This window comes from Streptosporangium sp. G11, from assembly GCF_051192615.1.
GTDB lineage: Bacteria > Actinomycetota > Actinomycetes > Streptosporangiales > Streptosporangiaceae > Streptosporangium.
Map to the genome: position 1 here is coordinate 222,670 of NZ_JBPJUQ010000008.1, position 26,185 is coordinate 248,854.

The 26,185-nt window shown below is 66.4% G+C and carries 26 protein-coding genes; 19 read left to right on the forward strand and 7 right to left on the reverse strand.

Translation table 11 applies throughout. The features are described 5' to 3' along the window. Positions 1-480 precede the first annotated feature (480 nt). Genes ACSDR0_RS11515 through cas7g form a run of 4 tightly spaced genes read right to left on the reverse strand, consistent with a single transcriptional unit; the run spans position 481 to position 6,865 of the window. Positions 481-1,458 carry a type I-G CRISPR-associated protein, Cas3-extension family gene (locus tag ACSDR0_RS11515; RefSeq protein ID WP_435288755.1) on the reverse strand — a complete coding sequence of 326 codons (978 nt, stop codon included), beginning with the start codon at positions 1,456-1,458 and terminating at the stop codon, positions 481-483. After that, positions 1,455-4,325 carry a type I-G CRISPR-associated helicase/endonuclease Cas3g gene (gene cas3g, locus ACSDR0_RS11520; RefSeq protein WP_435288756.1) on the reverse strand — a complete coding sequence of 957 codons (2,871 nt, stop codon included), beginning with the start codon at positions 4,323-4,325 and terminating at the stop codon, positions 1,455-1,457. The genes ACSDR0_RS11515 and cas3g overlap by 4 nt, the downstream gene beginning before the upstream one ends. Then, entirely contained in the window at positions 4,322-5,707 is a 1,386-nt protein-coding gene (gene csb2, locus ACSDR0_RS11525) for a type I-G CRISPR-associated protein Csb2 (protein WP_435288757.1), read from the reverse strand. Before csb2 ends, cas3g begins: the two co-directional genes overlap by 4 nt. 6 nt (positions 5,708-5,713) lie before the next feature. Beyond that, on the reverse strand, positions 5,714-6,865 hold the full coding sequence (gene cas7g / locus ACSDR0_RS11530; RefSeq protein ID WP_435288758.1) for a type I-G CRISPR-associated RAMP protein Csb1/Cas7g: 1,152 nt from the start codon (positions 6,863-6,865) through the stop codon (positions 5,714-5,716). Positions 6,866-8,191: 1,326 nt separating this feature from the next. Between cas7g and ACSDR0_RS11535 the strand changes: the two genes are divergently transcribed. Further along, a complete protein-coding gene (locus ACSDR0_RS11535; RefSeq protein WP_435288759.1) occupies positions 8,192-9,082 on the forward strand; it encodes a phosphotransferase enzyme family protein in 891 nt (296 codons plus the stop codon). Here the strand turns inward: ACSDR0_RS11535 and ACSDR0_RS11540 are convergent. After that, positions 9,079-10,239, reverse strand: coding sequence for a hypothetical protein (locus tag ACSDR0_RS11540; protein ID WP_435288760.1), 1,161 nt, complete (start codon positions 10,237-10,239; stop codon positions 9,079-9,081). The two genes, ACSDR0_RS11535 and ACSDR0_RS11540, sit on opposite strands and share 4 nt — an antisense overlap. A 376-nt stretch (positions 10,240-10,615) precedes the next feature. Next, positions 10,616-10,963, reverse strand: a complete 348-nt coding sequence (locus tag ACSDR0_RS11545) for a GntR family transcriptional regulator (RefSeq protein WP_435288761.1) — start codon at positions 10,961-10,963, stop codon at positions 10,616-10,618. Positions 10,964-11,368: 405 nt separating this feature from the next. On the opposite strand from ACSDR0_RS11545, the gene ACSDR0_RS11550 reads away from it, so the two are divergent. The 17 genes from ACSDR0_RS11550 to ACSDR0_RS11630 all read left to right on the forward strand — a co-directional run bounded on the left by ACSDR0_RS11550 (position 11,369) and on the right by ACSDR0_RS11630 (position 23,796). Further along, positions 11,369-11,758 (forward strand): WhiB family transcriptional regulator, encoded by a 390-nt coding sequence (locus tag ACSDR0_RS11550; protein WP_435288762.1) that lies wholly within the window; start codon positions 11,369-11,371, stop codon positions 11,756-11,758. Further along, entirely contained in the window at positions 11,758-11,964 is a 207-nt protein-coding gene (locus tag ACSDR0_RS11555; protein WP_435288763.1) for a hypothetical protein, read from the forward strand. Before ACSDR0_RS11550 ends, ACSDR0_RS11555 begins: the two co-directional genes overlap by 1 nt. A 210-nt stretch (positions 11,965-12,174) precedes the next feature. Next, complete coding sequence (locus ACSDR0_RS11560; protein WP_435288764.1) at positions 12,175-12,582, forward strand: hypothetical protein; 408 nt, start codon at positions 12,175-12,177, stop codon at positions 12,580-12,582. A gap of 10 nt (positions 12,583-12,592) precedes the next feature. After that, positions 12,593-12,874, forward strand: coding sequence for a hypothetical protein (locus ACSDR0_RS11565; RefSeq protein ID WP_435288765.1), 282 nt, complete (start codon positions 12,593-12,595; stop codon positions 12,872-12,874). Beyond that, the gene (locus ACSDR0_RS11570) at positions 12,864-13,907 is read left to right on the forward strand and encodes a hypothetical protein (protein WP_435288766.1); all 1,044 of its coding nucleotides are present in this window, start codon (positions 12,864-12,866) and stop codon (positions 13,905-13,907) included. The genes ACSDR0_RS11565 and ACSDR0_RS11570 overlap by 11 nt, the downstream gene beginning before the upstream one ends. A gap of 88 nt (positions 13,908-13,995) precedes the next feature. Next, a complete protein-coding gene (locus ACSDR0_RS11575) occupies positions 13,996-16,092 on the forward strand; it encodes a helix-turn-helix domain-containing protein (RefSeq protein ID WP_435288767.1) in 2,097 nt (698 codons plus the stop codon). Positions 16,093-16,258: 166 nt separating this feature from the next. After that, positions 16,259-16,771, forward strand: a complete 513-nt coding sequence (locus tag ACSDR0_RS11580) for a hypothetical protein (protein ID WP_435288768.1) — start codon at positions 16,259-16,261, stop codon at positions 16,769-16,771. 43 nt (positions 16,772-16,814) lie between these two features. Then, positions 16,815-17,873 (forward strand): hypothetical protein, encoded by a 1,059-nt coding sequence (locus ACSDR0_RS11585; protein WP_435288769.1) that lies wholly within the window; start codon positions 16,815-16,817, stop codon positions 17,871-17,873. Between the two features lie 366 nt (positions 17,874-18,239). Beyond that, positions 18,240-18,896 (forward strand): NUDIX domain-containing protein, encoded by a 657-nt coding sequence (locus ACSDR0_RS11590; RefSeq protein WP_435288770.1) that lies wholly within the window; start codon positions 18,240-18,242, stop codon positions 18,894-18,896. Between the two features lie 151 nt (positions 18,897-19,047). Next, positions 19,048-19,377: a hypothetical protein gene (locus tag ACSDR0_RS11595; RefSeq protein WP_435288771.1), complete on the forward strand. Its 330-nt coding sequence runs from the start codon at positions 19,048-19,050 to the stop codon at positions 19,375-19,377. 4 nt (positions 19,378-19,381) lie between these two features. Further along, the gene (locus ACSDR0_RS11600; protein ID WP_435288772.1) at positions 19,382-19,543 is read left to right on the forward strand and encodes a hypothetical protein; all 162 of its coding nucleotides are present in this window, start codon (positions 19,382-19,384) and stop codon (positions 19,541-19,543) included. Positions 19,544-19,598: 55 nt separating this feature from the next. After that, positions 19,599-19,862: a hypothetical protein gene (locus tag ACSDR0_RS11605; protein WP_435288773.1), complete on the forward strand. Its 264-nt coding sequence runs from the start codon at positions 19,599-19,601 to the stop codon at positions 19,860-19,862. A 51-nt stretch (positions 19,863-19,913) separates the two neighbouring features. Next, positions 19,914-20,081 carry a hypothetical protein gene (locus tag ACSDR0_RS11610; protein ID WP_435288774.1) on the forward strand — a complete coding sequence of 56 codons (168 nt, stop codon included), beginning with the start codon at positions 19,914-19,916 and terminating at the stop codon, positions 20,079-20,081. Between the two features lie 118 nt (positions 20,082-20,199). Continuing rightward, on the forward strand, positions 20,200-20,700 hold the full coding sequence (locus ACSDR0_RS11615; RefSeq protein WP_435288775.1) for a Pycsar system effector family protein: 501 nt from the start codon (positions 20,200-20,202) through the stop codon (positions 20,698-20,700). Between the two features lie 5 nt (positions 20,701-20,705). Continuing rightward, entirely contained in the window at positions 20,706-21,653 is a 948-nt protein-coding gene (locus ACSDR0_RS11620) for a DUF7221 family queuine tRNA-ribosyltransferase-like protein (protein ID WP_435288776.1), read from the forward strand. Then, positions 21,650-21,925 (forward strand): hypothetical protein, encoded by a 276-nt coding sequence (locus ACSDR0_RS11625; protein WP_435288777.1) that lies wholly within the window; start codon positions 21,650-21,652, stop codon positions 21,923-21,925. Before ACSDR0_RS11620 ends, ACSDR0_RS11625 begins: the two co-directional genes overlap by 4 nt. Then, entirely contained in the window at positions 21,922-23,796 is a 1,875-nt protein-coding gene (locus tag ACSDR0_RS11630) for a DNA polymerase (protein ID WP_435288778.1), read from the forward strand. Before ACSDR0_RS11625 ends, ACSDR0_RS11630 begins: the two co-directional genes overlap by 4 nt. Before the next feature lie 486 nt (positions 23,797-24,282). Here the strand turns inward: ACSDR0_RS11630 and ACSDR0_RS11635 are convergent. Beyond that, positions 24,283-25,427, reverse strand: a protein-coding gene (locus ACSDR0_RS11635) for an IS3 family transposase (RefSeq protein ID WP_435288790.1) whose coding sequence is annotated in 2 segments (ribosomal slippage) — positions 24,283-25,214 and positions 25,214-25,427 — 1,146 coding nt in all. Because the reading frame shifts where the segments join, the coding sequence is not laid out codon by codon here. Positions 25,428-25,926: 499 nt separating this feature from the next. Between ACSDR0_RS11635 and ACSDR0_RS11640 the strand changes: the two genes are divergently transcribed. Next, positions 25,927-26,085, forward strand: a complete 159-nt coding sequence (locus ACSDR0_RS11640; RefSeq protein WP_435288779.1) for a single-stranded DNA-binding protein — start codon at positions 25,927-25,929, stop codon at positions 26,083-26,085. Positions 26,086-26,185 lie beyond the last annotated feature (100 nt).

Sequence of the window (26,185 nt, forward strand, 5' to 3'; positions counted from 1 at the left end):
ACACGATCATGTACTAGCCGCAATGAGGCCCGGAGATGAGGCCGGGGTGCAGGACCACGTGTGGGTTGGTAGTAGTGCTCATTGCTGGGCCGCAATGAGGCCCGGAGATGAGGCCGGGGTGCAGACCCGCGGCGGGGCCGTCGTCACCTGGACGTACGACCCGCCGCAATGAGGCCCGGAGATGAGGCCGGGGTGCAGGACGTGATCGGCCAGGCCGTCACCGTCCCAGTCGTAGCCGCAATGAGGCCCGGAGATGAGGCCGGGGTGCAGGGTTCGTGAACTGGGGCGATAACCAAAAGTGTCCGGGAGAGCACGCTAGCGCTGCCCGATTTGTCCACGAAGCGGCTTGGTTGAGCTTAGGAACCTCCCCGGGAAAACGTGCGTACTTGAGGTTCCGAACTCGAATCGTTGGGCTCACTGGGACACCGTATTGCTTGTGATGTTGTCAAAAAGCGATGGGACTGAGGGCCAGGCGAGAGATCAGTCTGGCCTATGGGCGATGTGGACAGGAGCAAGAACGCCGGCGCTTTTACCGCCTTCGATGGGTTGACGTTCTGCTCCGTAGACGTCGAAGACGCCCAAAGGGAGAAGGCCCTCGCGTTCGACGGCGATGGGCCGCCCTTGCCGCGCGGGGGAAGGCCGCAACGTTGGATGGTCGAGCAGCGCTTGGACAGCGTGAATGTCGAGAGCGGGTTTCCACACAGGCCAGATCATCACTGTGCGTCGGTTGTGGCGATGCCATAGCGTGGCGGAGACGTTGCGACCGTCTCCAGTGACGCGTAGCAAGGGCAGTGCCTGGGTGGCCAGCCAGGTGGCACCGGGGACCCCAGCGGGCATGGACTTCCCTGACGGGTGGTCGGCGGCACTGCGTAGGACACGATGGTCGAGATATTCGCCGGTGAAGCCGTCTACTCGGCGCCAGCCGGTCAGAGCTTCGGTGAGCCGGGACGGTTCTGCTCGCACCACTTCCAGGGACTTGCGGAAGAAGGTCCAAACGGCCTGCTTGCCGGCCGGAGCCATGTATGGCGTGAGAGCGGCCCGCCCGGCGGGATCCACCGCCAGGTCCGTCATCAGGAACGACAACCACATGACGGCCTCGCTCCCCAGAGCCTCTACCCGATCGTAGAGATACTCGCCGTACGCCGGACGAAGCACCCGCATAGGGTCGCTCTCGTCGGTCTTTTCCGCGTCACGTGCTCGGCTGGGCGGAGCCGGGCGCAGCGGAAACTTCGGTCCCAGCGTGGGGAGCGCTGCGTCTTCGTCGGTGGCTTCGACGATGTCTCGCAGCGCGCATGCGATGTCGTCCGTGTTTTGGAAGGCGCTGTGGATTTGGGCGCAGCCGGTGGTGTCGGAGAAGCTGAGCCGTACCTTGTCTCCCAAGACTCGCAGCAGGCCCAGGGTTGCGAGGAACCCCAGGGGGTCGCGGCCGTCCAGGGCGGACAGTTCGACGGTGTTCATGCTGTGCCCTCCTCTTCGCGCTCGGAGCACCAGATGTCGGCCAGTCGCACGATGGACTCCAGCAGGGCCAGTCCCCAGCGGCCGTAGCGCTGGTTGAGTGCGGCAAACCTGCGAGGGGCGTCCCAGTCGAGGGTTTCGCCGGTGTCGAGGGTCACCAACGACCCGTCGATATGGACGGTTTCTGGAACCGAATCGGTGACGGGGGGCAGCAGAGGGCGGCTGCGGCCATGGTGAGCCGCGACCAGATGGATCACGAGGTCGGGATCGACATCATGGGATTCGGTCTCCAAGTGGAGGCGGGCGATGCGGGCTGACAAAGCCTCGTGGCGCATCCCGTCGGGGTAGCCCGAGATGAGTTTGGCCCGTCGGTAGGCGGCGCGGTCGGCGGGATCGAGGCCGGACTTGGCCAGCAGTTCCCGTTGGGTTCCACGGCGTAGGACGCGAGGGGGGCGGCCGTGCAGCATCGCCTGGAAGCGGGGGTCGCGTTTGCCTTCGTCATGCCATAGCGCCGCGACTCGCACGCTGTTGACCAGCACCGGTCCCAGGCCGAGATTGGCAGCGAACTCCTCGGCCCGCTTGGCGACAGCGCGCTCGTGAACGAGCAGGGGCATCTTTTTGCCGGAACCGGCCACGGACGAACCCCAGGCGTCGGCGTCCCCGACCCACGCCCCGCCCTTGATGGTCAGCAGCGCCACGTACGGGGCCTTGTCGACGAAGGTGACCGTGCAGCGGGTCAGAGCGCGCAGGTTACGAGCCAGCGGCAGCGGATTCTTCAGGTCTTCTGCTGGTAGCAGGTCGATGATCCGCTGGAGTTCCTTGCGGTAGACGCTGACGGCGGGTGGAGTGTCGTCGGCCAGGTCGGCGCGGGTGCGGTCGATCAGATCCCGCAGCGCTTGCCCGATAGCGGGAGATTCGCGGTCGGCGGTCTCGATGATCGCCGGGCCGAGCCGCGCAACAGGGCGGCCACCGCGGTAGGCGAGGTCGGCCACATCAAGGACAGGGGATGTGGAGGCGGGGTTCCAGCCGTACTCATCACAGCCGCCCTGCTCACAAGGCACCACGATCAGATCACCTGGCCTGATCTCGGCCGGAGTGATCAGTGTGGTGTCGTCCTTGCCCCGGTAGCGCACCACCTGCTCCAGCTGCCAAGAACGGCTCGGCGGTAGCTCCTCGTCCTGAGGGGTGCCTTCCACATCGGCCACCGGTTCGGTGCTGTCCTCCTTGGCCAGCCAGCGCCGTACCGCGTGCAGGGAGACCTCGACGGCCTCTTCGGTGGACGGCGGCAGCTGCGCGACCGCCGCCGGCCACGCCTGCGGATCCCCTTGGGCCAGTCCTGATCGCCAGACCACCGCGACGTCGGGACTTCCCCGATCGATCCCATGGAGATACGGGGCGATCGGCGGGTCAGGGTGGGGAATGGGGGAGGTTCGTACCCAGGCGTCCAGCACGTGGTCGAACAGTACGGGCATGTACGGTAGCGGCTCGCGCATCCCCTGCCGCACGACCGACTCCACAGGCTCCAGAAGCGTACGAAGGGCCAGCGGCGAGACATCGAGTCCGTCGCCCAACTGGTCCGACGTAAGCGGTGCGGTCAGTGTGCTGAGCCATTGCCAGGTGGCCTGGCGGGCCGGGCCGTACACCGGATCGTCCACCCCGACACTCGCGTCATGAACCACTACCGCATCGGCCCGGGTGAGCTTGCCGAGCCGGTTGACCCTTCCCAGCCGTTGGATCAGTGCCGCCAGCGAAGCCGACTCGGTGACCAGATGATCAGCGTCGATGTTGGCGCCGACCTCGACCGTCTGGGTGGCGCACACGATCAACGGCCTGCCCGCGGCGCGGGTACGGCCCACCTTCATCCGGGGGTAGCAGCGCTTGAGCAGATATTCACGGTCGATTGGCCGGCTGCGACCGATCAGCAGTTCCACATCGGCGTCACCGCCCTGGAGGAGGGTGTGCACGGCACGCGCTCGACCGACCGTGTTGCAGATGACAGCGACGACGTGCCCTGACTGGGCGTCGCCGGCCAGAGTTTTCGCCCAGGTGGCCATCGTCGTGGCCATCACAGCACCGGCGTTCTTCTTGGTCACCTCCGGTTGCAGGAGATGTAGGCGGCGGGAAGCGGCCAGCCGTTCGCGGGCGATCTCGTTCTGCTCGTCGGTGTCGGCCCGATGCACCTGCTGTCCCTGGTGCGCGGGTGTGGTCGCCGACATGGTGATGAGTGTCGGCTGCGGCCCCACCGCGACCTGCGGGCGGTCCGCGGTGAAGGCGGATCGGATGGTTTTGATCAGCGGCTCGGCCAGGTGCGCCTCGTCGATCACGATCAGGCTGTCGGTACCGGTCAGAGCGGCGTCGATGGGACGCAGATGCTGGCCGACCTGGTAGCCGCGAAACAGTAGGCGGCTGCCGATCTGGTCGACGGTGCCGACCACCACCGCATATCGGTCGGGGCGCTCCAGCCACCGCCACGACCACGTGACGCCACCGCGCATCCGCGTGACCTGCAGCGCCGGCCCGTCGTCGTCTTTTTGGCGCAGGGCTTGGGCGACGGAGGCGCTGATCGGCCCCTTGGGCTCGGCAAGCGCTGTGGCCAGCGCGGTGGCGTGCTCGTAGGCCTCGTCGACGACCAAACGGCGATCCACCACAAAGAACAACCGGCGGCGCGCGCACTCAATGCCTGCTGCGGCCACGAAGACCGCAATGTCGATCATCGTGGTCTTGCCCAGGCCGGTCGGAACGTCCAAGACATCCGGCCACCGCCCGTCCGTCAGCACGCGCTCGACCAGGCGCTGCTGCCACGGAAACGGCTTTCGGCCGTGAGTCTCGACAAGGAACGCGGAGAAGTCCGCGGCGGTCAACGCGCTCATCGGCTGCTCCTGTCCGGGACGAACAACCCCAGCCCGAGATAGCGCATCGACCCCGCCAGCACGGGGCCGACGACCGGCTGGGCGAACGTCACCCGCGCATGCACCATCGGCCGGACCGGTCGCCCTTCGGGAATCGTGCCCTTACGCGGCCGGTGCACGGCCCCTTGCGTCAACCCTGCGGGAGAGATCTCGACCTCCTCCGGTTCGGGGTATCCGGCGGTGGCTAGGCTCCGAAACACCAGGGAACGGGCGTCGTGCTTTCGGGAGGGGTAGCGGTCGAGCATCAGCGGCGCGGCGGTCACCCAGCTGCGGCTGCCTCGGGGGGCTGCCATCCACCACTCGGGGGTCAGCCGCAGCGAAGCCGTCAGATACGGATCATGATCTATGGCGATCGTCTGGTCGCGGCGGATCGTCAACCGGCGAATCGGGTCATCGATGGTTCGTTCCAGAAGCCGATCGAGGCTGCCCGCGTCCATCGTCCGCGGCACGGCAAGCGCCACACCGAGCACGTGACCGTCGGCGTTGTCGTGACCGACATTGAGCAGGGCAAGGTAGCCCAGGTGCGCCCGGTCATCGGCCCCGTGCCCTGACACCTCGACCGGGACATCGCTACCGATGCGCTGGATCACCGCCTGACGAAGTCTCGCGGTCAACGTCAAAAGCGCATCCCCGGCCGGCTGGACGACACGCGGTGCGAAGCGGAAGACCACCAGATCAGAGAAAGGCCCCTCCGCCGCCGCAGGCTTCGCCTTTCGCCCGGCAACGGTGTAGGGGACGCTGCGGGCCACGGCCCACGCGCGCTGACCATCGGCATAGGCGTGCTGGAGCTGGTCGGTATAACCAGGGTAGGGGATACGCAGCTCGGCGAGCGCGTGCTCCCCGATCCGCGAAGGGACATAGCGCGCCCATTGCGGCCCCGGCACGTCGACCTCGGCCGCCACGCTGAGCATCGCCGTCGAGGTCGCGCGACCCACGTACGGCACGCGCCGGGCAAGCCTGCGCAGCCGCACCAGCGTCTCCTCGTCGGGAACGGCATGCGCCCATACGACCGTGAACGTCGGAACCTGGGGAATCGCCGAGACTCGCGATCGTGACCCGTTGGTGCGTCCCGGCCACGACTGGCTGCCGCCCTCGCCCTTGATCGTGTTCGTCACCACATAGCCTTCGACGGCTTCCTGGTCGGCGGCTTCGCACGCCCACACCTCCGGGACGCCCGCCGCCTCCAGCCAGCGCAGCACAGCCCAGTCATTGTCATCAGCGGCAGAAGCCACCAGGGCACAAAACAGCCGCGCCGGGTGCGGCGGCCATTCCGCCTGTGAGGGCCGCATTCCAGCCGCCTCGTAGCGGCCCGCCCGTAGGCAGACCGTGATTGCCACCGGCATCGGGGGTTACTCCTCCGCCGCGGACTTGGTCGTGGAGAACTCGATCGCCTTGGCCAGCGACGGCATCGGCTCCAGCCGAATGGCATCCGTGGCCATCGTTACGCCGGCTGCTGCCGCGCGATCTCGCAGCTCGTGAAAGACCTCGATGGCCTCACCCGCGGACAGGGTGAACTCCTCCCGGGCACCGCCGTCCTGCTCGAACGCCAGTACCTCGGCCGACCGGACGAGATCGCATCCTGAGCGCAGCCACACCGACGGACGGCCGAACGCCAGACGATCCCCGGCCAGCGCCAACGCGACCAGCGTGGCCCTCGCCAACTGCGCGGCTTCCGCAGGGGCATCGCCGAATCGCAGTCGCTCGATGGCCGCCAGCGAGATCCAACCAGAGCGCCGAGCCTCCACGATCGAAACGCCGCCGTGGGCATCTCCCGGCGCGATATTGCCATGTCCGATCTCGCTCAGCCGCTGGCCCTGCTTCTTTTCTTTCTTCTCACCGACCAGCACGTACTGCCAGTCGGTCTCCGACTTGGCCTTGTCGTCGATCGCTCCGGTGAGGTTGAGCGGGTCCACTCGGGTCGCCTTACGCTGGCCCTCCTGCGGGTCCAGGCCCACGATCGAAGAGGAGTAGATCCGGGCGAACTTCGGCCATCGCCCCTTGCGATGTGAGTCCCATGCGCCGAACAACAGCGAGCCAGGGTCACGCTCATACAGGGGGCGCACGTCCAACGCGCTGACCTGCCGCAGATGCTGACCCACTTCGCTGCGGTCGAAGCGCACGCCCTCCACCGTGCTGTCGCGTAGATAAGCGTCCGCATAGCGGTGCGGAAACTCCAGCGAGGTGAGACGGAGCGGCCCTCGGCTGGTCTCGGCCATCAACTCAAACAGCGGAAGCTGAATCCGGCCGGCGTCACGGGCCACAAGTAACGCCTCCTCGACCCGGTTGGCCTGCGAAGGCACCTGATCCAAGACAACGACCCTCTTCGCCTCACCACCTACCCATCGCGTCTCCATCAGGTACGGTCCATCGCTTCCAGGAAACGATGGGGGCATGACCTTGTCCCCGGCTGCTGGGCGGTAGACCGTTTCTACGCCGATTCCCGCATCTCGTCGATCCTCGCTGACGGCATCTACCAGCCGCTTGACGATGTGCTCAACCATGTCTCGACCTCCGCTGGCTTCATGAGCAGGCCCCTGGTAAGCACACCAGACATGGCCTGACCTGTTGGCTCGCTCGTGCTCGATCCGTATGACTGAGCCGAGCGGAGGCTGACTTTACATACAGGCACCGACATTTCACGGTGGGTTGATAGAAGTGCTCGTTGCTTGGCAAGGCCGTTATCAACTCACCCTCAGAGGGGTAGCGGGTCGTGATCGTTGTAGAGGTCGAGATAGAACAGTCCTCGCAATGAAGCCCGGCGATGAAGCCGGGATGAAGCCATCGGCCAGGGCGACGACCGTGGGATGGACAACAAACCGCAATGAGCCCAGGTGGAGGGGCCCTACCCCGCATCCTTCTGATCATGGAGGAAATACCGCAATGAGGCCTGGCGATGAAGCCAGGTGGAGATACCAACGGCGCCGCCAAGCCCACTCCCTTCTTGGAGCCGCAATGAGGCCCGGCGGTGAAGCCAGATGGAGGCATCGCTCAGGTAGTCAGCGAAGGCCGCGACGTAGTTGCCGCAATGAGGCCCGGCGGCGAAGCCAGGGTGGCGTGCGCCTGTCGTGAACTGCACAGCGCGTACGCCTCAGCGCCGCAATGAGGCCCGGCGGTGAAGCCAGGTGAAGGTGCCTGCCAGCTGCCCATGGAGTGGGATCAGAAGCAGCCGCAATGAGGCCCAGCGATGAAGCCAGGTTGACGCCAGGGCGCCGTTGTAGAGCTGAACCTGCGGATCAACACCGCAATGAGGCCCGGCGACGAAGCCAGGTTGACGCGGTTCCTGAGCTGGATTGATAACTGAGAGTATGTGAAAGAACGCATCTAAACTGTCCGGTCTGTCCACGAAACGGCTTGGTTGGAGTTCGGAACCTCCCCGAGAAAGCGTGCGAGCTTGAGGTTCCGAACCTGAGTCGTTGAGGCTTATGGGAAGCGGTACCGCCTGTGGTGTTGTCAAGGAGCGACGGAGCTGAGAGAACGAGCGAGAGATCAGTATGTGGTTGTCAACCGAAAAATGCGTCAACCTCGCAGGCCTAGGAGGACACATGCGTACCGTAACGGGTTGCGCCGACACTTCCGTTCGGTTTTTCGGCCGCACACAGATGGTCGGAGAGTCCATTGCGCAGGAGTGGTAGCGGATCGGAGCCTGGATAGGGTCGTTGAACATGGCAACAGAACTTGAGGGACTGACCCAGCGACTTCACCGGTTCGACGCCGAACGCGGCTGGCAGTGGCTCCACGCCCCAAACAACTTGTCCGTGGCACTGGCAGGCGCAGCAGGCGAACTCCTGGCTGAGTTCCAGTGACCGACCGCAGAGGAGTCCAAGGCCATGAGTAGTACGTTCACTGCCGAGAGCACCCAAAAGACGCTGATCGAGGCGTGTTCCCTGGTCGAACTGAGCGCGGATGGCGCCGAACTGATCAGGTTGGGGGAGAACGCTGTCTACCGGCTCACTCAGCCCGTGATCGTACGTATTGCCCGTACAGTCGCCTATGAGCAGGATGTGCGCAAGGAAGTAGCCGTCTCTCGATGGCTCGCTGATGAAGGCTTCCCCGCTGTTCGGGCGCTTCCCTTGGATCAGCCGGTCATCGTGGACGGCCGCCTGGCCACATTCTGGGAGTCCGTTTCCGAGAGGGAAGAGTATGGCACCCCTGCCGAGGTAGCCGAGTTGCTAACGCAGCTGCATGCACTGGAGGTACCCTGCTCAGTTCAGCTTGGCCGCCTTGAGCCCTTCGCCCGTGCTGAGCGCCGTATCACGTCCAATAGGTGGTTTACCCAGAAGGACGAGGCTTTCCTTCACGAGCGTCTTGCAGGGCTGCGCGCGGCCTACGCAGGGCTGGAGTTCACTCTCCCGCAAGGAGCCATCCACGGAGACGCCAGCGTAGGCAACGTGATTCATGACCGCGCCGGCCGACCGGTGCTCATTGACCTGGACAGCTTCACCGCCGGCCCTCGGGAATGGGATCTGGTACTCACCGCCATCTATTATGAACGCTTCGGTTGGCACACCGACGAGGAGTATGCCCGGTTCTGTGAGATCTACGGGTTCGACGTGATGACCTGGCATGGCTACCCGGTGCTCCGGGATGTTCGAGAGTTCCTCATGGTGACATGGCTCAGCCAGAAGGCTCCGGACGATGAACGGGCCGCCGCTGAGGTACAAAAGCGCATCCAGGCCCTGCGGACGGGTGCCAGCCGACACGACTGGGAGCCCTACTAAGCCGCCATCACCTGTTGCCACAGGGAGAAGTCCACCGCCTGCTCGTGGAAGTCCCTAATCCCAAGGGACTTTGCCGCAGGCGCAAGCCGTACCGAGAACTCCCGGAGGTAGCTCGCGCAGCGAGCAGAGCGAAGTTGTTCTCCGAGCCGCAGCGCGTCCAGAACGACAGAGCATGCCTGCTCCGCCTCACCTGCCCCGAGGTGGGCATCTGCGAGGACCATCGTGGCGAAAAAATCGCTTCGCAGGTAGGTGCCATCCCCGCCTGTCCCGAGGCACTGGGTGGCGTAATGACTCGCCACCACCGGCCGCGCCAGGTCCCGGAAGCAGTGGCCGAACTCTGCGGCGAGTTCGGCATCATCGAAGTAGCGGATCCACTCCGGATCATCATCGGGGTTCCTACGCTCGAACTCTCGTACGGCCTCTGTCAATGCCCGGTCACACGCGGTTGCATCGCCCAGACGAGCCAGTGCCCGCGCTTCCATTACGTGGAAGTGAGCCGTCAACGTCGGAGTTGCCGCACCTCCGACTCCCTGACGAGCGACCTTGGCCAGATTGGCGGCTTCACGGTATCTCCCGACGAAGGTCGCCTGATGGCTCATGGCGTCAAGAACGCTGGCGGCCAGCAATCGATCGTTGCCCGTCTGCGCGAGGCTCAACGCCTGGATGAAGTAGCGCTGAGCCAGGCTGTGTAAACCGCTGTCATAGGACATCCAGGCTGCGAGAAGAGTTGCTTCCGCCACGGCGGAAAGAAGTTGCCCTCTCGTCCTCTCTGATGCCCGGCTATGCAGGAGCCGTTTACCATCCGTGGCCAGGTAGTGGATGAGCGACCGCCGAGCGTGCTCACCACCGAATCGATTGTCCATCTGCGCAAACAGATCAATAGTCGCCCGAAATCGCATGGTATCGGCTTGCCCGACTCGAAGCCCGTGTGGCTTCTCGCTCATGGTGGTAGGGGCCGCAAGGAGCCAGGTCAGGGAGGCGTTATTCCACGCTGGTGCGCTGATCTGCCCCTTTAGCACGCTTGATGCCTCGTCAAGGTCGGCCTGCCATAGTTGCGTAACCGTCTCTACCCCTTCAGCAAGAGCTTCGGGATAGGTCAACCCAAGGGTCAAAGGCAGCTTGGCTGATGCCGCCAAACCTGCATCGGCAAGAGTCACCTCCCTACCGAGAGTCCTGCTGAGGGCCGCCGTGATCAGGTTGGCGGCATCGGCGCGAGGCCGCATGCCCTGGAGCCAGCGACTTACCGACGTGTGGTCACAGCCGATGGGCGATCCGGCGTTTTCTGAGGTCTCCCGGACGGCGCGCGCAAACGATTTATGCGAAAGCCCTGCTTCCTCAATGAGCCGGGCTAATCGATCATTAGGAGTCCTCTCCCCCATCGCCGCCTCTCCGAGTGCACATTTGCGCCCCCTTGTGCGCGCTGTGGCGAGCCTTCAGGATGACGCACTCTTGAGGTGTCCAGTCAAGCGGGAATTACTGCCTCAGTCCACAGCAATGAAGGAGAAGGGAGGTGACGTAAGGATGAGCGTACTGTCACCCGTTCTTTTTGGTGGTCTCCAGAGCTTCGACCCGACCAGCAAGAACTTTGAGCTTCGCTTCCAGCTCGGCGACCCGATCTGCCAATGCGGGCACAGCGGGGACTGCGCGTTCAGGATCCCGGACGAAGAGGGCACGGCCCTGTTGAGACACGACGAGGTTCTCGTGACGAAGCTCGCGAAGCGCGTTCTGAACTGTCTGCGCTGCGATTCCGTACGTCTTAGCCAGCTCTCGGATAGAGGGCAGGCGAGCACCCGGTGCGTACTCGCCCGACTCGATGCGGTGGCGCAAGTCATCAGCTAGCTGCAAGAACGGCGGGCGCGGGTCGTTGTCGTCGATAGCCACCCCCCAAGCCTAGATCCCGCTACGCCCAACTTCTATGACACGAGCTATTGCGTGCTAGCACAGTGCCATCTATGTTGGTGCGTACCAGCACAGTACAGGTTGATGTGAGCACGACTCGACAACGGTGACCAGCCCTTTGGTGACCTTCGTCGGCGTTCTCAGCTAGTTAGCCACACCGCTACTTCCTCCCGCACAGCCGGAAGACCTAGGAAGGCGACCTTGCGTCGCGCGCCGACGGGCTGAGCACTTGATCTTTCTCAACTCAATCAGGGTCACCGCCTCCCACTGAAAAGGCGGCCCACGCAGAGGCGGAGCCTCTGCGCGTGACATCTAGCCGTCGCAGGGGGCGGCCGTCCACGCCACCAGGCAAGCCGGCCGCCCCTCAACCCCTAAAGGAGCACCTGCATGACTCACCTCACGGCCCTGGCCGACGTGTGCCGGGATGATCCCTTCCCCGTCGCTCACCCCGCCGAGGGCCTGCTCCAGACTGCCTTGAATCTGCTCGATGCCATCACCGATGACCTGTCGCGTCGGCTAGCTGAGGATGCGCTGTGCGGACCCGACCCCGAGCTGCACACCGGCCCGAACACCGGCGCCGAGTCCGCCGACGAGCAGGCCGCGCGAGAGCAGGTGGCCCGCGAAGTGTGCGCCGAGTGCCCGGTCCAGCAGTTGTGCCTGAATCGCGCGGTGCGGCTGCGCCCCAAGCACGGAGTGTGGGCCGGTCTCACCGCTGCGGAGGTCAACACCCTGGCTGACCAGCTGGCCAGCGGCCGGCCCTTCAAGGAGGTGGCGTGATGGCGCGCTTCACCTTCACCACGCTCAACGGCCCCCGGACCGTACGGGCCGCTGATGAAGCCACGGCCCGCGCGCAGTTGGAGGCGCAGCTGTACCACCCCGACCCCGATGGCGCGGGTGATTGGCCCTACACGCCCGCTGAGCGCGACCAGATCGCCCGCGACCGGGCCACCCGTGCCAACGCGCTGTGCAGGCAGGAGTTGTGACGCCCGCCGAGCGGCTCGCTGTCGTCCTCGTCGCCCTCAACGCTCTCGACTCGGCGATGGTCACGCCGCTCACACCATGTGAGGACAAGCCCGCCCCCAGCGAGGAGCGCTGACGTTCCGCCCTGCCTTCGGCGGCATCACCTGCACCGACATCCCCCGTCGTGGTCTTCGACCTCGGCGGCAACCTGTGACGTTCAGAAAGGACTCGTCATGGACGCGCCCGCGATTGCGTTCGGCATCTTGTGCTTGGCGCTGGGAATCCTGCTGCACAAGAAGCGTGCCAAGCTCGGCAAGCTCAACGGCCCGGTGCTCAACCGGGTGATCTCCATCCTGATGTTCCTCGGCGGGACCGGCCTGGCCGGGACGTTCATCGGTGAGTGGCTGAGCGGCCTGGACTTCTCCATCGGAGAGGTCACCTCCACCCACATCATCCTCATCCTGGCGGTCCTGCTGTTCGTGGCCGTCCTGATCGACGTCTTCGACGGCGGCGGGCTGAGGCCGACGACCTACGCCATGATCGTGCTGGTCCCGATGCTGTACGCCTCGGCCGGCGGATCGCTGTCGTGGGTGCGCACGATCAGCGCGGCGGCCTGGTCCAGCATCACCGGCGCGAGCTGAGGTGCCGGCCATGACCAAGAAGCCGACCGCAGGCCAGCTGGCCCGCGCCACCTGGGCCAACCGGCCGAACCTCCTCGAAGCGCTGTTCGTGCTGATTTTGGTCCTGCTCACGAACTGGCTCACCGGCATCCCCGCCTGGCTGCTCATCATCCCGACCGTGGTCGTCATGACCGCGATCACGGTTCACACAGCCAGGCGGGAACTGTCCGACTACCTGCTGGTGTGGAGCGGCGATCTCAAAGCCATGCCTTCCCCCTTCAGCACGCAGGAGGACATCTCCGATGAGACCTGAACACCTGCTGATCGCCGCGATCGTCATCTACGCCATCACCGCGTTCGCCAAGGCCAGCAACCGCCCCGCGGTCGACAAGCCCTCATGGATGGTCCGCGGCTGGAACGCCTCGGGTGCCCCGAAGGTTGAGGCCACCCGATTCCTGCCCGCCATGGGCGAGTTGGCCGGCCGCGCCATGGGCACCGCGACCGTCAAGGCCAAGGACAAGGCCGTCGAGCAGGCGGATGCGGCCAAGGCCACGGCCGCCCGCAAGACGGCAGAGGCCGCCGAGCGAGGACGCGCGGTGATCGAGGCCGCGACCCGGCGCTGGGACCAGCGCGGCGAACGCGCCCCCCTGCTGTGGCGCCGCATCCAGACCAAGGACGACGCAGCCGAGGGCGAAGGGTCCGCTCCCGACGCCCCGGCCTTCCGAGACCCGTTCCTGCCCGAACCCGCCGAGGACACCCCGGCCCCGGCCGACGCGGACGCCGCCCGCCCGCCGGACCCGGCCGCCCCCTTCACCCCGGGCTCCTCCCGCGCCGACGTCGAGTCCGGCCCGGCGCCCGCTGACCCCGTTCGTCCCGATGACGAGCGGTCCACCGATCGACCCCGGCTGCACATCGTCCCTGAGGAGGGAACCCCCGTGACCGCTACCACCGACGCCCCGGCCGCGACCACCGACACCGGCGAGGCCGCCGCCGGCATCAGCGCCTATGCCCCGTTCGACTGGCGAGCCCTCGCGGCGCGGGTCGCCACCTTCCACGCCGAGTCCGACGCCGAGCTGATCAACTTCATGACCGGCGAGGTCGCCGGGATCTGCGGATATGCCGAGGCGTATGAGGCGCTGCACGAGGACTGCCTCAACAGCCTCGGCCTGGACCCCAACTCCGTGCAGGGCCTGGGCGAGTTCGCCGAGCACGTTATGGAGCTGACCCGGGCGATGACCGCTGCGCACCAGCGGTTCGTGACCACGTATGAGGAGGTCATGAAGGCCGTCGCCAACGGCGTGGTCCTGCCCTACAACGGCCGCTGGATGACCGGCGAGGCCGTCTGATCACCTCCCGCCCCGCCCCAGCCGGCGCATGCCGGCTGGGGCGGCCACCGCGGACCCCTGGGCCCTTCGCAAGAGAGGAATTTTGGTCGTGACTCGACGGACCGCCGACCGGTGCCCCACACCGCCTCACCGCCACCACGCCGTCGCGGGCGTCGAGCAGTCCGCCGAGGCCGACACGCCCGCCGAAGGCCACCTGCCCGAGGGGCAGCTGAAAGTCGCCGCCCGCGCGACTTACCGATGGTTTCGAGCCGCCCCCGCCGAGCGAACCCCGCTACTGGGGGGCGTCGCGCTGTACGGGGCGGGGGCGCTCGCGCACGCCAACCACCTGCCGTGGTGGGGGATCGGCCTGGTGACTGTGGCCGGATCGATCGCCACCTACGCCGCCGCGATGAACCGCCTGGACGATTGGCGCATCGGCGGGGCGACCGCCGCCACCGCCACCTCGGGCGCCTGGCTGGCCACGGCCGCCGAACTCGGCCCGGTCGGCGGCCCGTCCGGTCTGTTGACGTGGGGTTTCCTGACCACCTATGGCATCGGCTATGCCCTGCACCGCATGGGGCTGAAGCCCAAGGCGCCTGAGGTCGTCGTCCCCCAGGTGCCGCGCATCGACTGGGAAGCCTACTTCGAGGACTGGGGCTTGGCCGGCGCGCGGGTGGTGAAGGCTGAGCCGACCCGGTTGGGTGAGCGCGTCCTGCTCGATACCAAGGGCACCGGCAAGCTGGCGTCCTCGTTTAAGTCCACGGCCATGGCTGAGCGCATCGCCGAGGACTTCGGTATCGCCGCCGGCCGCGTGCAGGTCAAGACCGGTCGCATCGCTGGCCAGTTGTCGATCGCGCTGCGTCTTAAAGACCCGTGGGCTCAGCCGATCGCCCACCCGATGCTCGACCCCGATACCGAGATCCCGCTTCCTGATGTCGCCGATGTTCGTCGGCCGCTGGTCATCGGTCAGGATCCGGAGACCGGTGAGGCGCTGGAGCTGATCGTCTGGGATGAGGACGGCGCGAGCCACATCATGGTCGTGGCCATCAAGGGCGGCGGCAAGACCGTTTTCCTCAACTGCACGATGGAGCGCCTGACGGCCGCTGACAACGTCGCGGTCTTCGGTATCGACGTCTCCAAGGCCAAGGACATGCGCCGCTGGCGCGATTCGGGAGCCATTGAGCTGGCCGCGTGCGGGCCCAAGGAGCGCGTCAAGGCCGTCAAGATTTTGGAGTTCGCCGCCGATCTCATCGCCCATCGCGCCGAGCACAACACTGATGCGGTCTTCGAGCCCCGCTACGGCCACCCGATGGTCTTGGTCGTCATCGATGAAGTGGACACGCTGGTGACCGGCGGCGATGGCCTGGCGCAGCGGGCTCAGGCCGCGCTGACCACCATCACTAGCAAGGGCCGCTCCGAATCGGTGGGCGTCATCCTGGTCGGCCAGCGCGGAACCGCCCAGTGGCTCGGGGGCGGCAACATCCGCGCCAATCTAGACCGCTTCGTGTTCCTCAAGGTCGCCCGCAAGCAGGAGATGGCCACCGCCGCCGGTGAACTCGGCCTGGAGTTGCCCGACATGAGCCGCTACGGCGAGGGCAAGCCCGGCGTCGTCGTCATCGCCGATCTTGGCGGCGACAGCGCCAAGGGTCGAACCTTCAAGCTCAAAGAGTTGGACGACGTCTCGCGTATCGCCGAGGGACGCGAGCCGTCCCCTTTGGAGGACGACGTCTTGGCCGATGCCAAGCTCGGCAAGCTCTACGCCAAACTCAAGGCCGACACCGGCGATGGCACGTCGAGCGCCACCGACCCGGGCACGGCCGATGATCCGGGCGAGGGGGGCGGGCCGTCGAGTCCGGACGATCGGGCCGCCGAGCGCGCGTCCATCAAGGCGTCGTTGAAGCTGGTGCCGACCTTGGCCGGTGAGGTCGCCGCGAAGGTCCGCCAGCACTCGGCGGCGCGGTGGGAGATGTTCAACGAGATCGAGCAGGCCGCCGCCTCACCGGTGCCGGCCGATGTGCGGGCGCGGGTCTTAGGGCTGCTGGCCGAGGGCGAGCGGGCCAAGGCCGACATCGCCGCCGAGATCGGCTACAGCGACACCCACACCATTCGCCTGCTGAACCAGCTGCGCGGTGAAGGCGTCGTGGACGTCCGCGGGAAGGGTCCCGCGACCCGTTGGTTCGCCCTCGTCGGAGAACACACTGCGTGACGATCCCGAATCGACCCATCGACCCATCGGGGATCGACCCATTCGGCCCCGAGAGCCCTCTATAGGAGCCCCCGGAATGGGTCGATGGGTCGATGGATCGATCCATCCTCGGATTGCCTCATCAAAGATCAATAACTACTCATCGTTACCACAGTGAGAGGCTCCCATGTCCATCCTGTCCACCGCGATCGCCCTGGCCGACACCAGCGAACTGGCCCACACCGCCACCGTCATGGTCGGCCGATGCGGCTCCACCGGTCTGGTCCCCGCGAGCTACCGGGGTGTCATCGCCGCCGCGGTCACGCTCGGCATGACCGGCCCGCCCCGGGCCGTGGCCTGGTGCAACGACATCGAGTTCGTCAATGCCCTGGTGGATCTGGAAACCGAGTTGTCCATCCGCCTGCGCGAGGCCAACGCCATGATCCGCACCCTGTGGGGCCGACTGGAGGAGATACCGGCCACTGAGGAGAACGCCGACCTCATCGCGACCATCTGCGCCGCTCTGGAGATCCTCACCCCAGCCGCCTCGCGCATCGAGTACGCCATGGGCCGGCTGATGGCGGCCCCCAATGAACTCGGCGAGACCTACGCCGCCGCCTACAACCTCGTGCGCAGCGGCCGGCGACTGCCCCGCAACGGCCGCTGGATCACCGGCGACGCCCCTTCGCAGCCCGCCTAGCCCCGGGGGTCACCCGCATCGTCGATCCTGAAGGAGGAAAGTCGTGAACACCCCGAACAAGCGTGCTTCCCATGGCGTTGGCCTGTGGTGGTTCGTCCTGATCTCGGGAACCACGTTCTCCGTCGTGTTGAACCTCTGGCATGCCCTGACGATGACAGGCGCGAAGACCCACGCCATCCTCGGCATCATCTTCGCCATCGTCCCGGCCGCGTTCGCCGCATTGCTCTCCCACGGTCTGGTCACTCCCGCGGTCGGCACCGGGATGCAACGGGCGATCTTGGCTTTGTTCCTCATCAGCATGCTCACCTCCATCACCTCACAGGCGGCCGTGTTGCGGCCGTATGGCGGCGGCTACGGCGCCGAGTGGTCGGTCCCCCTGGTGTTGGATGCCTCGGCGCTGATCGCTTTGCACTTCATCACCAAGGCCGCCAAGACCGCCCGCGAAGTCGCCCAGCATGCGGAAATCGAGGCGGACCTGAACGTCATCCGGGCGGAACTTCGACCCTCGGTCGAGGCGGAAGTCCGGGCGGAACTGGAGGCGGAACTGACCGCGCGTCAGGCGGAACTGACCGCCGAAGCGAGGCGGAACTACGAGGCGGAAGTAACCGCCGCGCGCACCCAGATCGGGGCGGAACTCGCAGCGAAACTCACCGTCGCACGAGAGCGCCTGGACGAGGAGACCGCTCAACGCCAAGCGGCGCTGGAAGCCGAATTCGCCACCCGGTTGGCCGAGACCGAAGCCGACCTCCGTCGCGACGCCGCAGCCGAGATCGCCGAGCGGGTGCGGCGCGCCGAGGTCGAGACCGAGGGCCGAATCCGGCTGGAACTCGCCCGCGACACCAAGCCCAAAACCAAGACCGACGCGCCCTCTAAGAAGGCCGATGAAAGCGGCCTGAGCAGGCATGACAAGGCGCGCATCCTCAAGGACAAGGCGCGCATCCTGCTGGCGCAGATGCCCGAGATCACCGGTGCCGAACTTGGGCGAGCCCTGGATGTGAGCGAGCGCTACGGCCGCGATCTGCTGCGCGAGATGGGCGAGGAAAAGCAGTCCGAGGCGGCCCCGGCCCTCTTCTCGGACGTCCGCTTGCGCGCCGTCCCTTAAGCATCACCGCCGCGTAGGCGGGGCGGTCAGTTCCGCCCCGCCAAGCCCGTAGTTCCGCCCCGCCTGGCCCTTGGTTCCGCCCCGCGGTCCCGCTCATCTTCGCCCCCGTAGTTCCGCCTTTGCCTCCGCTTAGTTCCGCCCGTAGTTCCGTCTCACGAGGCCGTTGGTTCCGCCCTTAGTTCCGCTTCCAAAGACGACTAGTTCCGCCCTTGAGGGCGCGGACTTCCGGCGTAGGCCGCCGCTGTTTCGCGCCTCGCGTGAGCCCTCTCCTCATCCACAACGACACCACTGGAGATCCCCATGTTCCGAACCGAAGCTGAGCAAGCGCCCCCGGCCGAACATCATCACCGGCGGGGTGCGTCTGTGATGGCAACCACGTATACACACCCCGACGTGCTGAGCACGGGCATCCGAGAGGGGTGGGCGGACCCGGAGCAGGACCCTTCCCGCATCGACTGGGTCAAACGCCAGAAGGTCGCCGCAGTCCCGTTCACCGTGATCGACGGCCGCCCGGTCAGCCCCGGTGCGCCGACCGGCATCCGCTACGGCCGCAACCAGTTGGGTCACTGGGGAGAACAGGTCTGCGCCGACGCCGCGGTGACCGCCACCGACGAGAACGGCCACCGCTGGATCGTGATGGTCGAGCGTGGCGACGGCCACGGATGGGCGCTGCCCGGCGGCACGGTAGACCTCGGAGAGGAAGCGGCCGACGCGGCGGTCCGGGAACTGGTCGAAGAGACCGGCCTGGATCTGGGCGAGGCGCACTGGGAGATACTCCCGGCCCGACACGTGCCAGATCCCCGCGCCAGCGATGAGGCGTGGATGGTGACCGTACCCGCCCGAACCCACCTGGGCGCCGGCGACCGGGCGGACTTCCCCGTCCCGGTGGGGGCCGATGACGCCCGCCGGGCCGCGTGGGTGCGGGCCGATAGCTACACCGCACTGGCCACCCACCTGTACGCAACCTTCGGCGGACGAGTGTTCGCCGCGCACGAAGCCCTGCTGGCCGACCTGCTCAGCTAACACCCCTTACGGCCCCGATGAGCTGCTGGATCCCACGGCCGGCTCAGCCAGCACGGACCAGTTCTAGCGCGCTACCCACAGGCCCACACCAGCAGCTGCTGCCAGACCTGACCCGCAATCGCCACTCCGCCAATGGAAGGACCAACCTGTCATGACCATCCACCCCGCCCGCTCGATCACTGCCCTGTTGGCTCTCGGCGTCGCCCTCGTGCTGAGCGTCGCCTGCACGTCCGCGGACGCGGCTTGCGCCGCCACCGCGCACACCGCCACGAGCAGGACGGTTACTCCGCCCGAGCCGATCACCGACGGCAGCTATCGCGACGGCTCCACCATCGAAGACGGCGAGCAGGGCGAGGCACCGCCCGAGCCCATCACCGACGGTTCCTACCGTGACGGCTCCAGCGCCGAGGAGGGTGAGGTGCCGTCCGAGCCCATCGAGGCCGGCTCCCCGGCCGATGGCAGCGACGAGCAGGGCTGCTGAATCGGTGAGCACCGAGACGATCATCTGCGACTGCGGATGCGGTGGCATCTGCACTGTGGACGCCCGCAGCGAGGCCGTGGCCTACGCCCACGGATCCGACCCGACCGCCCGCGCCTTCCGCCACCAACTCGTCACCGCCGCCCGCCACCAGGGAGATTCCCGATGACCGCTTTCGTCTGCGGCACGACGTCGGTGTACCACGACACCGAGCAGGAGGGGTGATGAGAGCCCGCTTGATCCCCGACCTGCTAAACGAGGCCATCTGCGCGCACTTCCCCGATGACGTCGCCGCGGCCATCACCGCCGACAGCGTGGCCATGGCCGCGGCGATCCACCTGGCCGGCCAAGCCGCCACCACTCCTGAGGAGCTCACCACGCTGATCGCCGCCATCGCCGCCGACGTCGATGATCGCCTCGCCGACTGGCTTACCGACCGTGCTGAGGCCCCAGCCGCCTGGCTGGCCGCCCAGATCCGCGACTACTGAAAACCCACTGAGCACTCCTCGCTTCACCAGTTCCTCGCGAAGGAGAAGACCGTGTCCTTGATCTGCCCTGAATGCCGCGAATCGGTCCAGCGCCAGGCCCCCGCCCGGTGGACGCCCGCCAACGGGCCGGCGCCGGCTCACTCCCACCTGGACGGCGAGCCTCTGTGCCCGGTGATGGGCGCCAACGGCTACGAGCCCGCCCAGCCGATCACGTCCTGAAAGACCGTGCAGCACTGACCCAGACGGGCGCGTACCAGCGTGGTCACTCCCGCCAAGAAGGCCCACGCCGGACGCGCCCGCACCCACCGATCTCTCCAGATCCGGAGGCGACTCCATCATGACCGCACCCGCCATCCAAGCCGCAACCGGGCCGCGCGGCCCGGCTCTGGCCACGACGTTAGACACTGAGACGTGCGCCGCGCGCGCCGAACTTGCTCGCGGTGACAGCAAAGCCAGCGCGCTGCTGGGATTCGCCGGCACCGGGTTTTCCCTGCTGGCCGCGATCAGCGCCGCCGTATCCTCCCACCTGGCCCTGATCGCTCAGATCGGCCTCTGGCTGGCCGTAGCCGCACTGGCCGCCTCGGTCGCCATGCTGCTGTGGGTCATCCGCCCCGTGATCCCCTCACGCAGCGGCACCGGAGTCGTCGCACACGCGACCACCAGCCCTGAACGCCTCCTCGCCACGCTCACCGCTGAGCACAACGTTCACCGCCGCGCCGCCGACGTCATCATGCTGTCGCACCTGGCGGTGACCAAGTACAAGCGGCTACGCACCGCGGTGCACCTGATGTACGCCGCCCTAGCCATCTTGCTGCTCACCTTGCCGTTCGGGCGGTGAGTAGCATGACCGCCACCTTCTACCTGGGAACTCACCAACCGTCGTGGTTGTTCAACCCGCGGTTTCGCAACATCCCCCTGTTCGTGTCCTCTCGCCGTCTTGCGGGCCGCAAGAGCACCTTCCCGCGCGCGCTCGGCCGCTGGGCGTTGGATTCGGGCGCCTTCACCGAGATCCGCATGTACGGGCACTGGACGATCACCCCGGCGCAATACCTCGCCCTGGTCTGCCGATACATCGAAGAGATCGGCATGCCCGACTTCGTGGCGCCGATGGACTGGATGTGCGAGCCGTGGGTGATCAGCGGCAAAAACCAACACCTGAAGCGAACAAGCTCGGCGTACTTCCACGGCACCCGCACCGCCCGAGGAATCCCCGAGGACGGGCCCGATGAGCCGTTCGATGACGCGGTCCTCAAGCATCAGCGGTGGACGATCGACAACTACCTGGAGTTGTGCGACCGCGCCCGTTTCCTGGAGCGCGAAGGTCTTGCTCCGGCGGGCCTGGAAGAGAAGATCGCTCCAAGCCTTCAGGCATGGACTAAGCCGCAGTACCTGCGATGCCGGCGGATGTACGCAAGCGCTGGCGTTGATCTGGAGTCGTTGCCGGTGGTCGGGCTGGGCAGCGTATGCCGTCGCCAAGCCACCAGCGAGATCGCAGAAATCGTCAACGCCTTGGTCGACACCGGCCTGGACAACCTCCACGGCTTCGGCGTGAAAACCGAGGGCCTGGGCGACTACGGGCCCTGGTTGACCTCAGCGGACTCTCAAGCCTGGTCAGCCGGTGAACGCTACCGCGGCTACCCCCTCTTCCCCAAGCACGCCGACAGACACAAGAACTGCGCCAACTGCCCTGATGCCGCCCTGCTGTGGTACAGCAAGGTCCTCAACCAACTCACTCGCGCCCATGCCTTGTACCCCTCCTCTGCACCGGGTGCCATGGGGCGTGCGGCATGACCGCGGTCCAAGACGGCCTGTTCACCGAGCACGACATCACCCCCGCCCAGGCCACCTTCGCCCCCTATTTGGGGGCCGACCCTGAGCGGGCATCGGCCGCTTTGGCCGATGACGCCTACGGGTGGCTGGCGGCGTTTCTGCCCGCGCCGCGGGCGCTGATCTGCTCGCGCTGCGGCCGGCCGATGGCGCTGGCCGCGGTTCCCCTGCTGTGGGAATGCCGCCCCTGCGACACCCCCGACACAGCTGCTGCTGAGGAAGGCGGAACGCCATGACCGTCTACACCCGCACCCATGGCGGGCACACCATGACCATCCACGCACCGGCCGGCGAAAGAGACTTCGACCCGGTCGCCTTCGCGGCCTTCGCCGCCTCTGACCCGGTGCTGGGACTGGATGTGGAAACCCGGGCGATCGTGCCCGGCGGACCTGGGCACTTCGGGCCCGACGCCGGGATGCGGCTGCTGCAACTCGGCACGCCAACCACTGCGTGGGTGCTCAACCCGACGATCCCCCGACAACGAGACGCGATCGAGCAGGTGTTGCGCGACCCGCGGCGGCAGTTTGTCACCCACACCACCTACGACGTCCTGGCGGTCTGGTCAGCCTTCGGCATTGCCCTGGGCCAGCGGGTGGCTGATACCCATCTGCTGAGCAAGCTCATCAACCCCGACGAGCGCGCCGGCCACGGACTGAAGGATCTCACTCGCCGCTACCTCGACGACGGCCTTACCCAAGCCGAGCAGGCGCTACACGAGCGGGCCCGGCAGTTAGCGCCGCGCGGCCACCGTGCCGGCGGCGGGGCCATGTCCTGGGGGTGGAACAACATCCCCGCCACCGACGAGGCATACGCCATCTACGCCGGGCTGGATGCCGTCTACGCCCGGCGGCTGCTACCGATTTTGCTGGCCAAGTGCGGTGCCTTCTCGCATCTGGTGCGGATGGAGCACTGGCTGGCAGCTCAATCCGCCGGGATCACCATCCGCGGTCTGCTGCTGGATCGCCCCTACACCACTGCCCTGCTGGCTGAGACCGAAGCCGAGCACCGCGCCGCGGACGAGCTGATCCGGGCGCGGCTGGGAGTGTCGGGTGGCTCACCGAAGTTCGCCTACTGGCTGGCCGAGCAGGTCACCGGTGTCGTGTTGCCTCGCACCCCGACCGGCCGGCCCCAGATCACCGCCGACACTCTCAACCAATTGGCCGGCGACGTCGAAGCCGGGCGGGCCCACCTGACGCCGGGTGCCGCGGAGCTGATCACCGCGCGGCGCGCGATGGCCGCCACCTCCAACACCATCGCCAACCTGCGATCCTTCCTGGCCGCCGCGGACACCGACGGCCGGGTCCACCCCTCGATCAACACTCTGCGGGCTCGCACTGGGCGCATGTCCATCACCGCGCCCGCGCTGCAAACCCTGAAGAAGCACGACCCCCGGCTTCGGCACTGCTTCCGAGCCGATCCCGGCAACGTGCTGGTGTCGTGTGACTTCTCCCAGGTAGAGGTGCGAGTGGCGGCGGCACTGTCGCGTGATCCGACGCTGATGCGCGTCATCGCCTCCGGGGTCGATATCCATGACGCCACCGCTGAACTGATGTACGGGCCCGGCTACACCAAGCAGCAACGCACCGTCTCCAAACGGGCCACGTTCGGCACCATCTACGGCGGCGGCGCCCGCGCGCTGGCCGCCCAGACCGGAGTGCCGGTGGCCACCGCCCGCGGCGTGATCGAGCGCTGGCGCCGCACCTACCCCCGCGTCATCAGCTTCGGCCAGGACATCGCCCAAGCCCCCGTGGTGATCACCGGGTCGGGCCGGCGTATCCCCGCCGACCCCGACCGGCCGTACGCCAACAGCAACTACGCCATCCAGTCCACCTCGCGCGATCTGTTGGTGGCCGCGGTGTACGAGCTGGTGACACGGCATGGCTTGCACGATCGGCTATGGCTGTTCGTCCACGACGAACTCATTGTGCAAGTCCCTGCTCAGCAGGCCGAATCCACCCGGCAACTGCTGGTCCAAGCCATGACCACCGCCTTCCGCGGCGTGCCCATCGAGGCCGACGCCGAGATCCTCGGCACCCACTGGGGCCACCTGCCCGAACCCACGCCTTCACCGGCACACGAGAGCACGAGAAAGGCGGCACCGCAGTGACCACCGCCGCGCCCGCCCGGCAACCGCATACACCTAGATCAGTTAACGATGATGGCTGCCGTACTAGCTAAGGGGCGGCGGTTCAGGTGGCGTAGAGGTAGTGATGACATAGCTATGTCGCATCGAAGGCTTCTGGCATTCTCCAGACATGAATCAATTCCTCATACAACTCCTTCCGTTGATTGGAGTGATCGTCGGCGCGGCGGCAACGATGGCCACCACGGCCAGCACCGACCGAAGGCGATGGAGACGGGAGCAGGCAACTCGTTGGGATGAGCGCCGAGTGGATGCCTACGTCGAGTACGCAACCGTGAATAAGGAGCTATATACGCTCGCCTGCTGCACGACGGCTGTTTATCGCCCGCACTCGGTCAGTCCACATATCAATTGGGAGACTGGAGAGGCCCTGATGGCCCAAGCCGAAATGCGTCGACGGCAGGCTTTGGTGGAGTTGCCCCGGTTCGGTAGACACGTCAGGGCTTTCGACTACGCGGCAGCATAGTTGTCTTCGTGAGTGGGCTTGAGGGCTTGGCGGTGCTCGTATTCGGCGGGGCTGAGCTGACCGTTCGCGGAGTGACGGCGGCGTGGGTTGTAGAAGCCCTCGATGTAGGCGAAGATCGCACGTTCGGCCTCTGACCTGCTATGGAAGGTGCGCCGGTCGATGAGCTCGCACTCCAGGGAGGCGAAGAAGCTCTCGGTGATGGCGTTATCGAAGCAGGTGCCGGTGCGGCCGGTCGAGGGGCGCACGCCGGCCTGCTCACACCGTCGGCCGAAGGCGAGCGAGGTATATTGACCGCCCTTGTCGCTGTGATGAATTACCCCGGCATCGGGGCGGCGCTGAGCGATCGCCATCGCGAGGGCGTCGGTGACCAGCTCGGTGCGCATGTGCTCGGCCATCGCCCAACCAACGATCCTGCGGGAGAAGACGTCCAAGACGACCGCGAGGTAGAGGAAGCCCTGCCAGGTCGGCACGTAGGTGATGTCGGCGGTCCAGATCCGATTCGGCTCGGCCGCAGTGAACCTCCGGCGCACCAGGTCACTGGCCGCGACCGCTCGCCGGTCGGTGATCGTGGTACGACAGCCCTTACGGCGGCTCACCCCGGTCAGCCCGGCAGCGCGCATCAACCGGGCCACCCGCTTGCGCCCGATATGGATGCCATCGATTTCGCGTAGATCAGCGTGGATCCGTGGCGCCCCGTAGATCTCACCAGAGGCCGCATGGTGAGAGCGAATCTTCGCCGTGAGCTGCGTATCCTCCACAGCCCGGCGTGAGGGTCGGTGCTTGGCCCAGGCGTAGTAGCCCTGGCGCGACACACCCAGCACCCGGGCCAGCAGGGAGACACCGTGGTGGTCTTTCTCCGCATGAATCAGCCGGAACCTCATCTCGGCAGATCCGTCTCCCGCGCGAAGAAAACCGCGGCCTTACGCAAGATTTCCTTCTCCTCCCGGAGAAGCTTGACCTCGCGACGCAGCCTGGCCAGCTCGTCCTTCTCGGCAGTGGTCAAGCCATCGGCACGGCGACCGTCATCAAGGTCGGCCTGGCGCACCCAGACACGAATCGACTGCGCAGAGGGCGGAAACTCCTTGGCGAGTTCCTCCGGCGATCGTCCCTCGCGCACCAGTTCCACCATCTGCCGGCGAAACTCCGGCGGATAGTTGTTCGGCACAGTGAACTCCTTCTTCTGGGAACCAGGGTTCCTCAGAGATCAGGTGTCCACCAAACCGGGTCAACTCCATTGGAAAAAGTGCTGTTCTTCGGTGACGCTGCTACGGCTAAAGCTGCCAATGCCTGGTGTGATGCGATCGTGGGATTGCGTACTTATGTGAGCGAACGGCCAGATCGATGGGATGACTGGTCGTCCTTAGCGGACCGAGTGACTGAGGCGCGCGATCGCTTCTACGACTCAGCACGCGCTGACGTGGCCATGCATGGTTTTGAGCGAGGTCAACTGCTGCCCCCCATCATCCAGCCGTAGCTGCCTCCCAAGACAACACCGGCCCCGCCCTCAGCTCAGAGAGCAGGGCCCACCCATATCGAAATCAACGCACGAGAGCCTCGACGCCGACGGTGTCGAGGCTCTCGTGCATCCCATGGCCTCTGGCCATCACCTGTGTAAGGAGTGCTTCGCCATGCCCACTGGACAGACGACCTTGACCATCGTCGGCAACCTCACCAACGACCCCGAGATCAGCCAGACGAAGGACGGGGCCGCAATGTGCCGGTTCACCATCGCCTCCAACCCCCGCTTCTACGAGAACTGGAGTTGCCCCGGTTTGGTGGACACCTGATCTCTGAGGAACCCTGGTTCCCGGAAGAAGGAGTTCACTGTGCCGAACAACTATCCGCCGGAGTTTCGCCGGCAGATGGTGGAGCTGGTGCGCGCGGGAC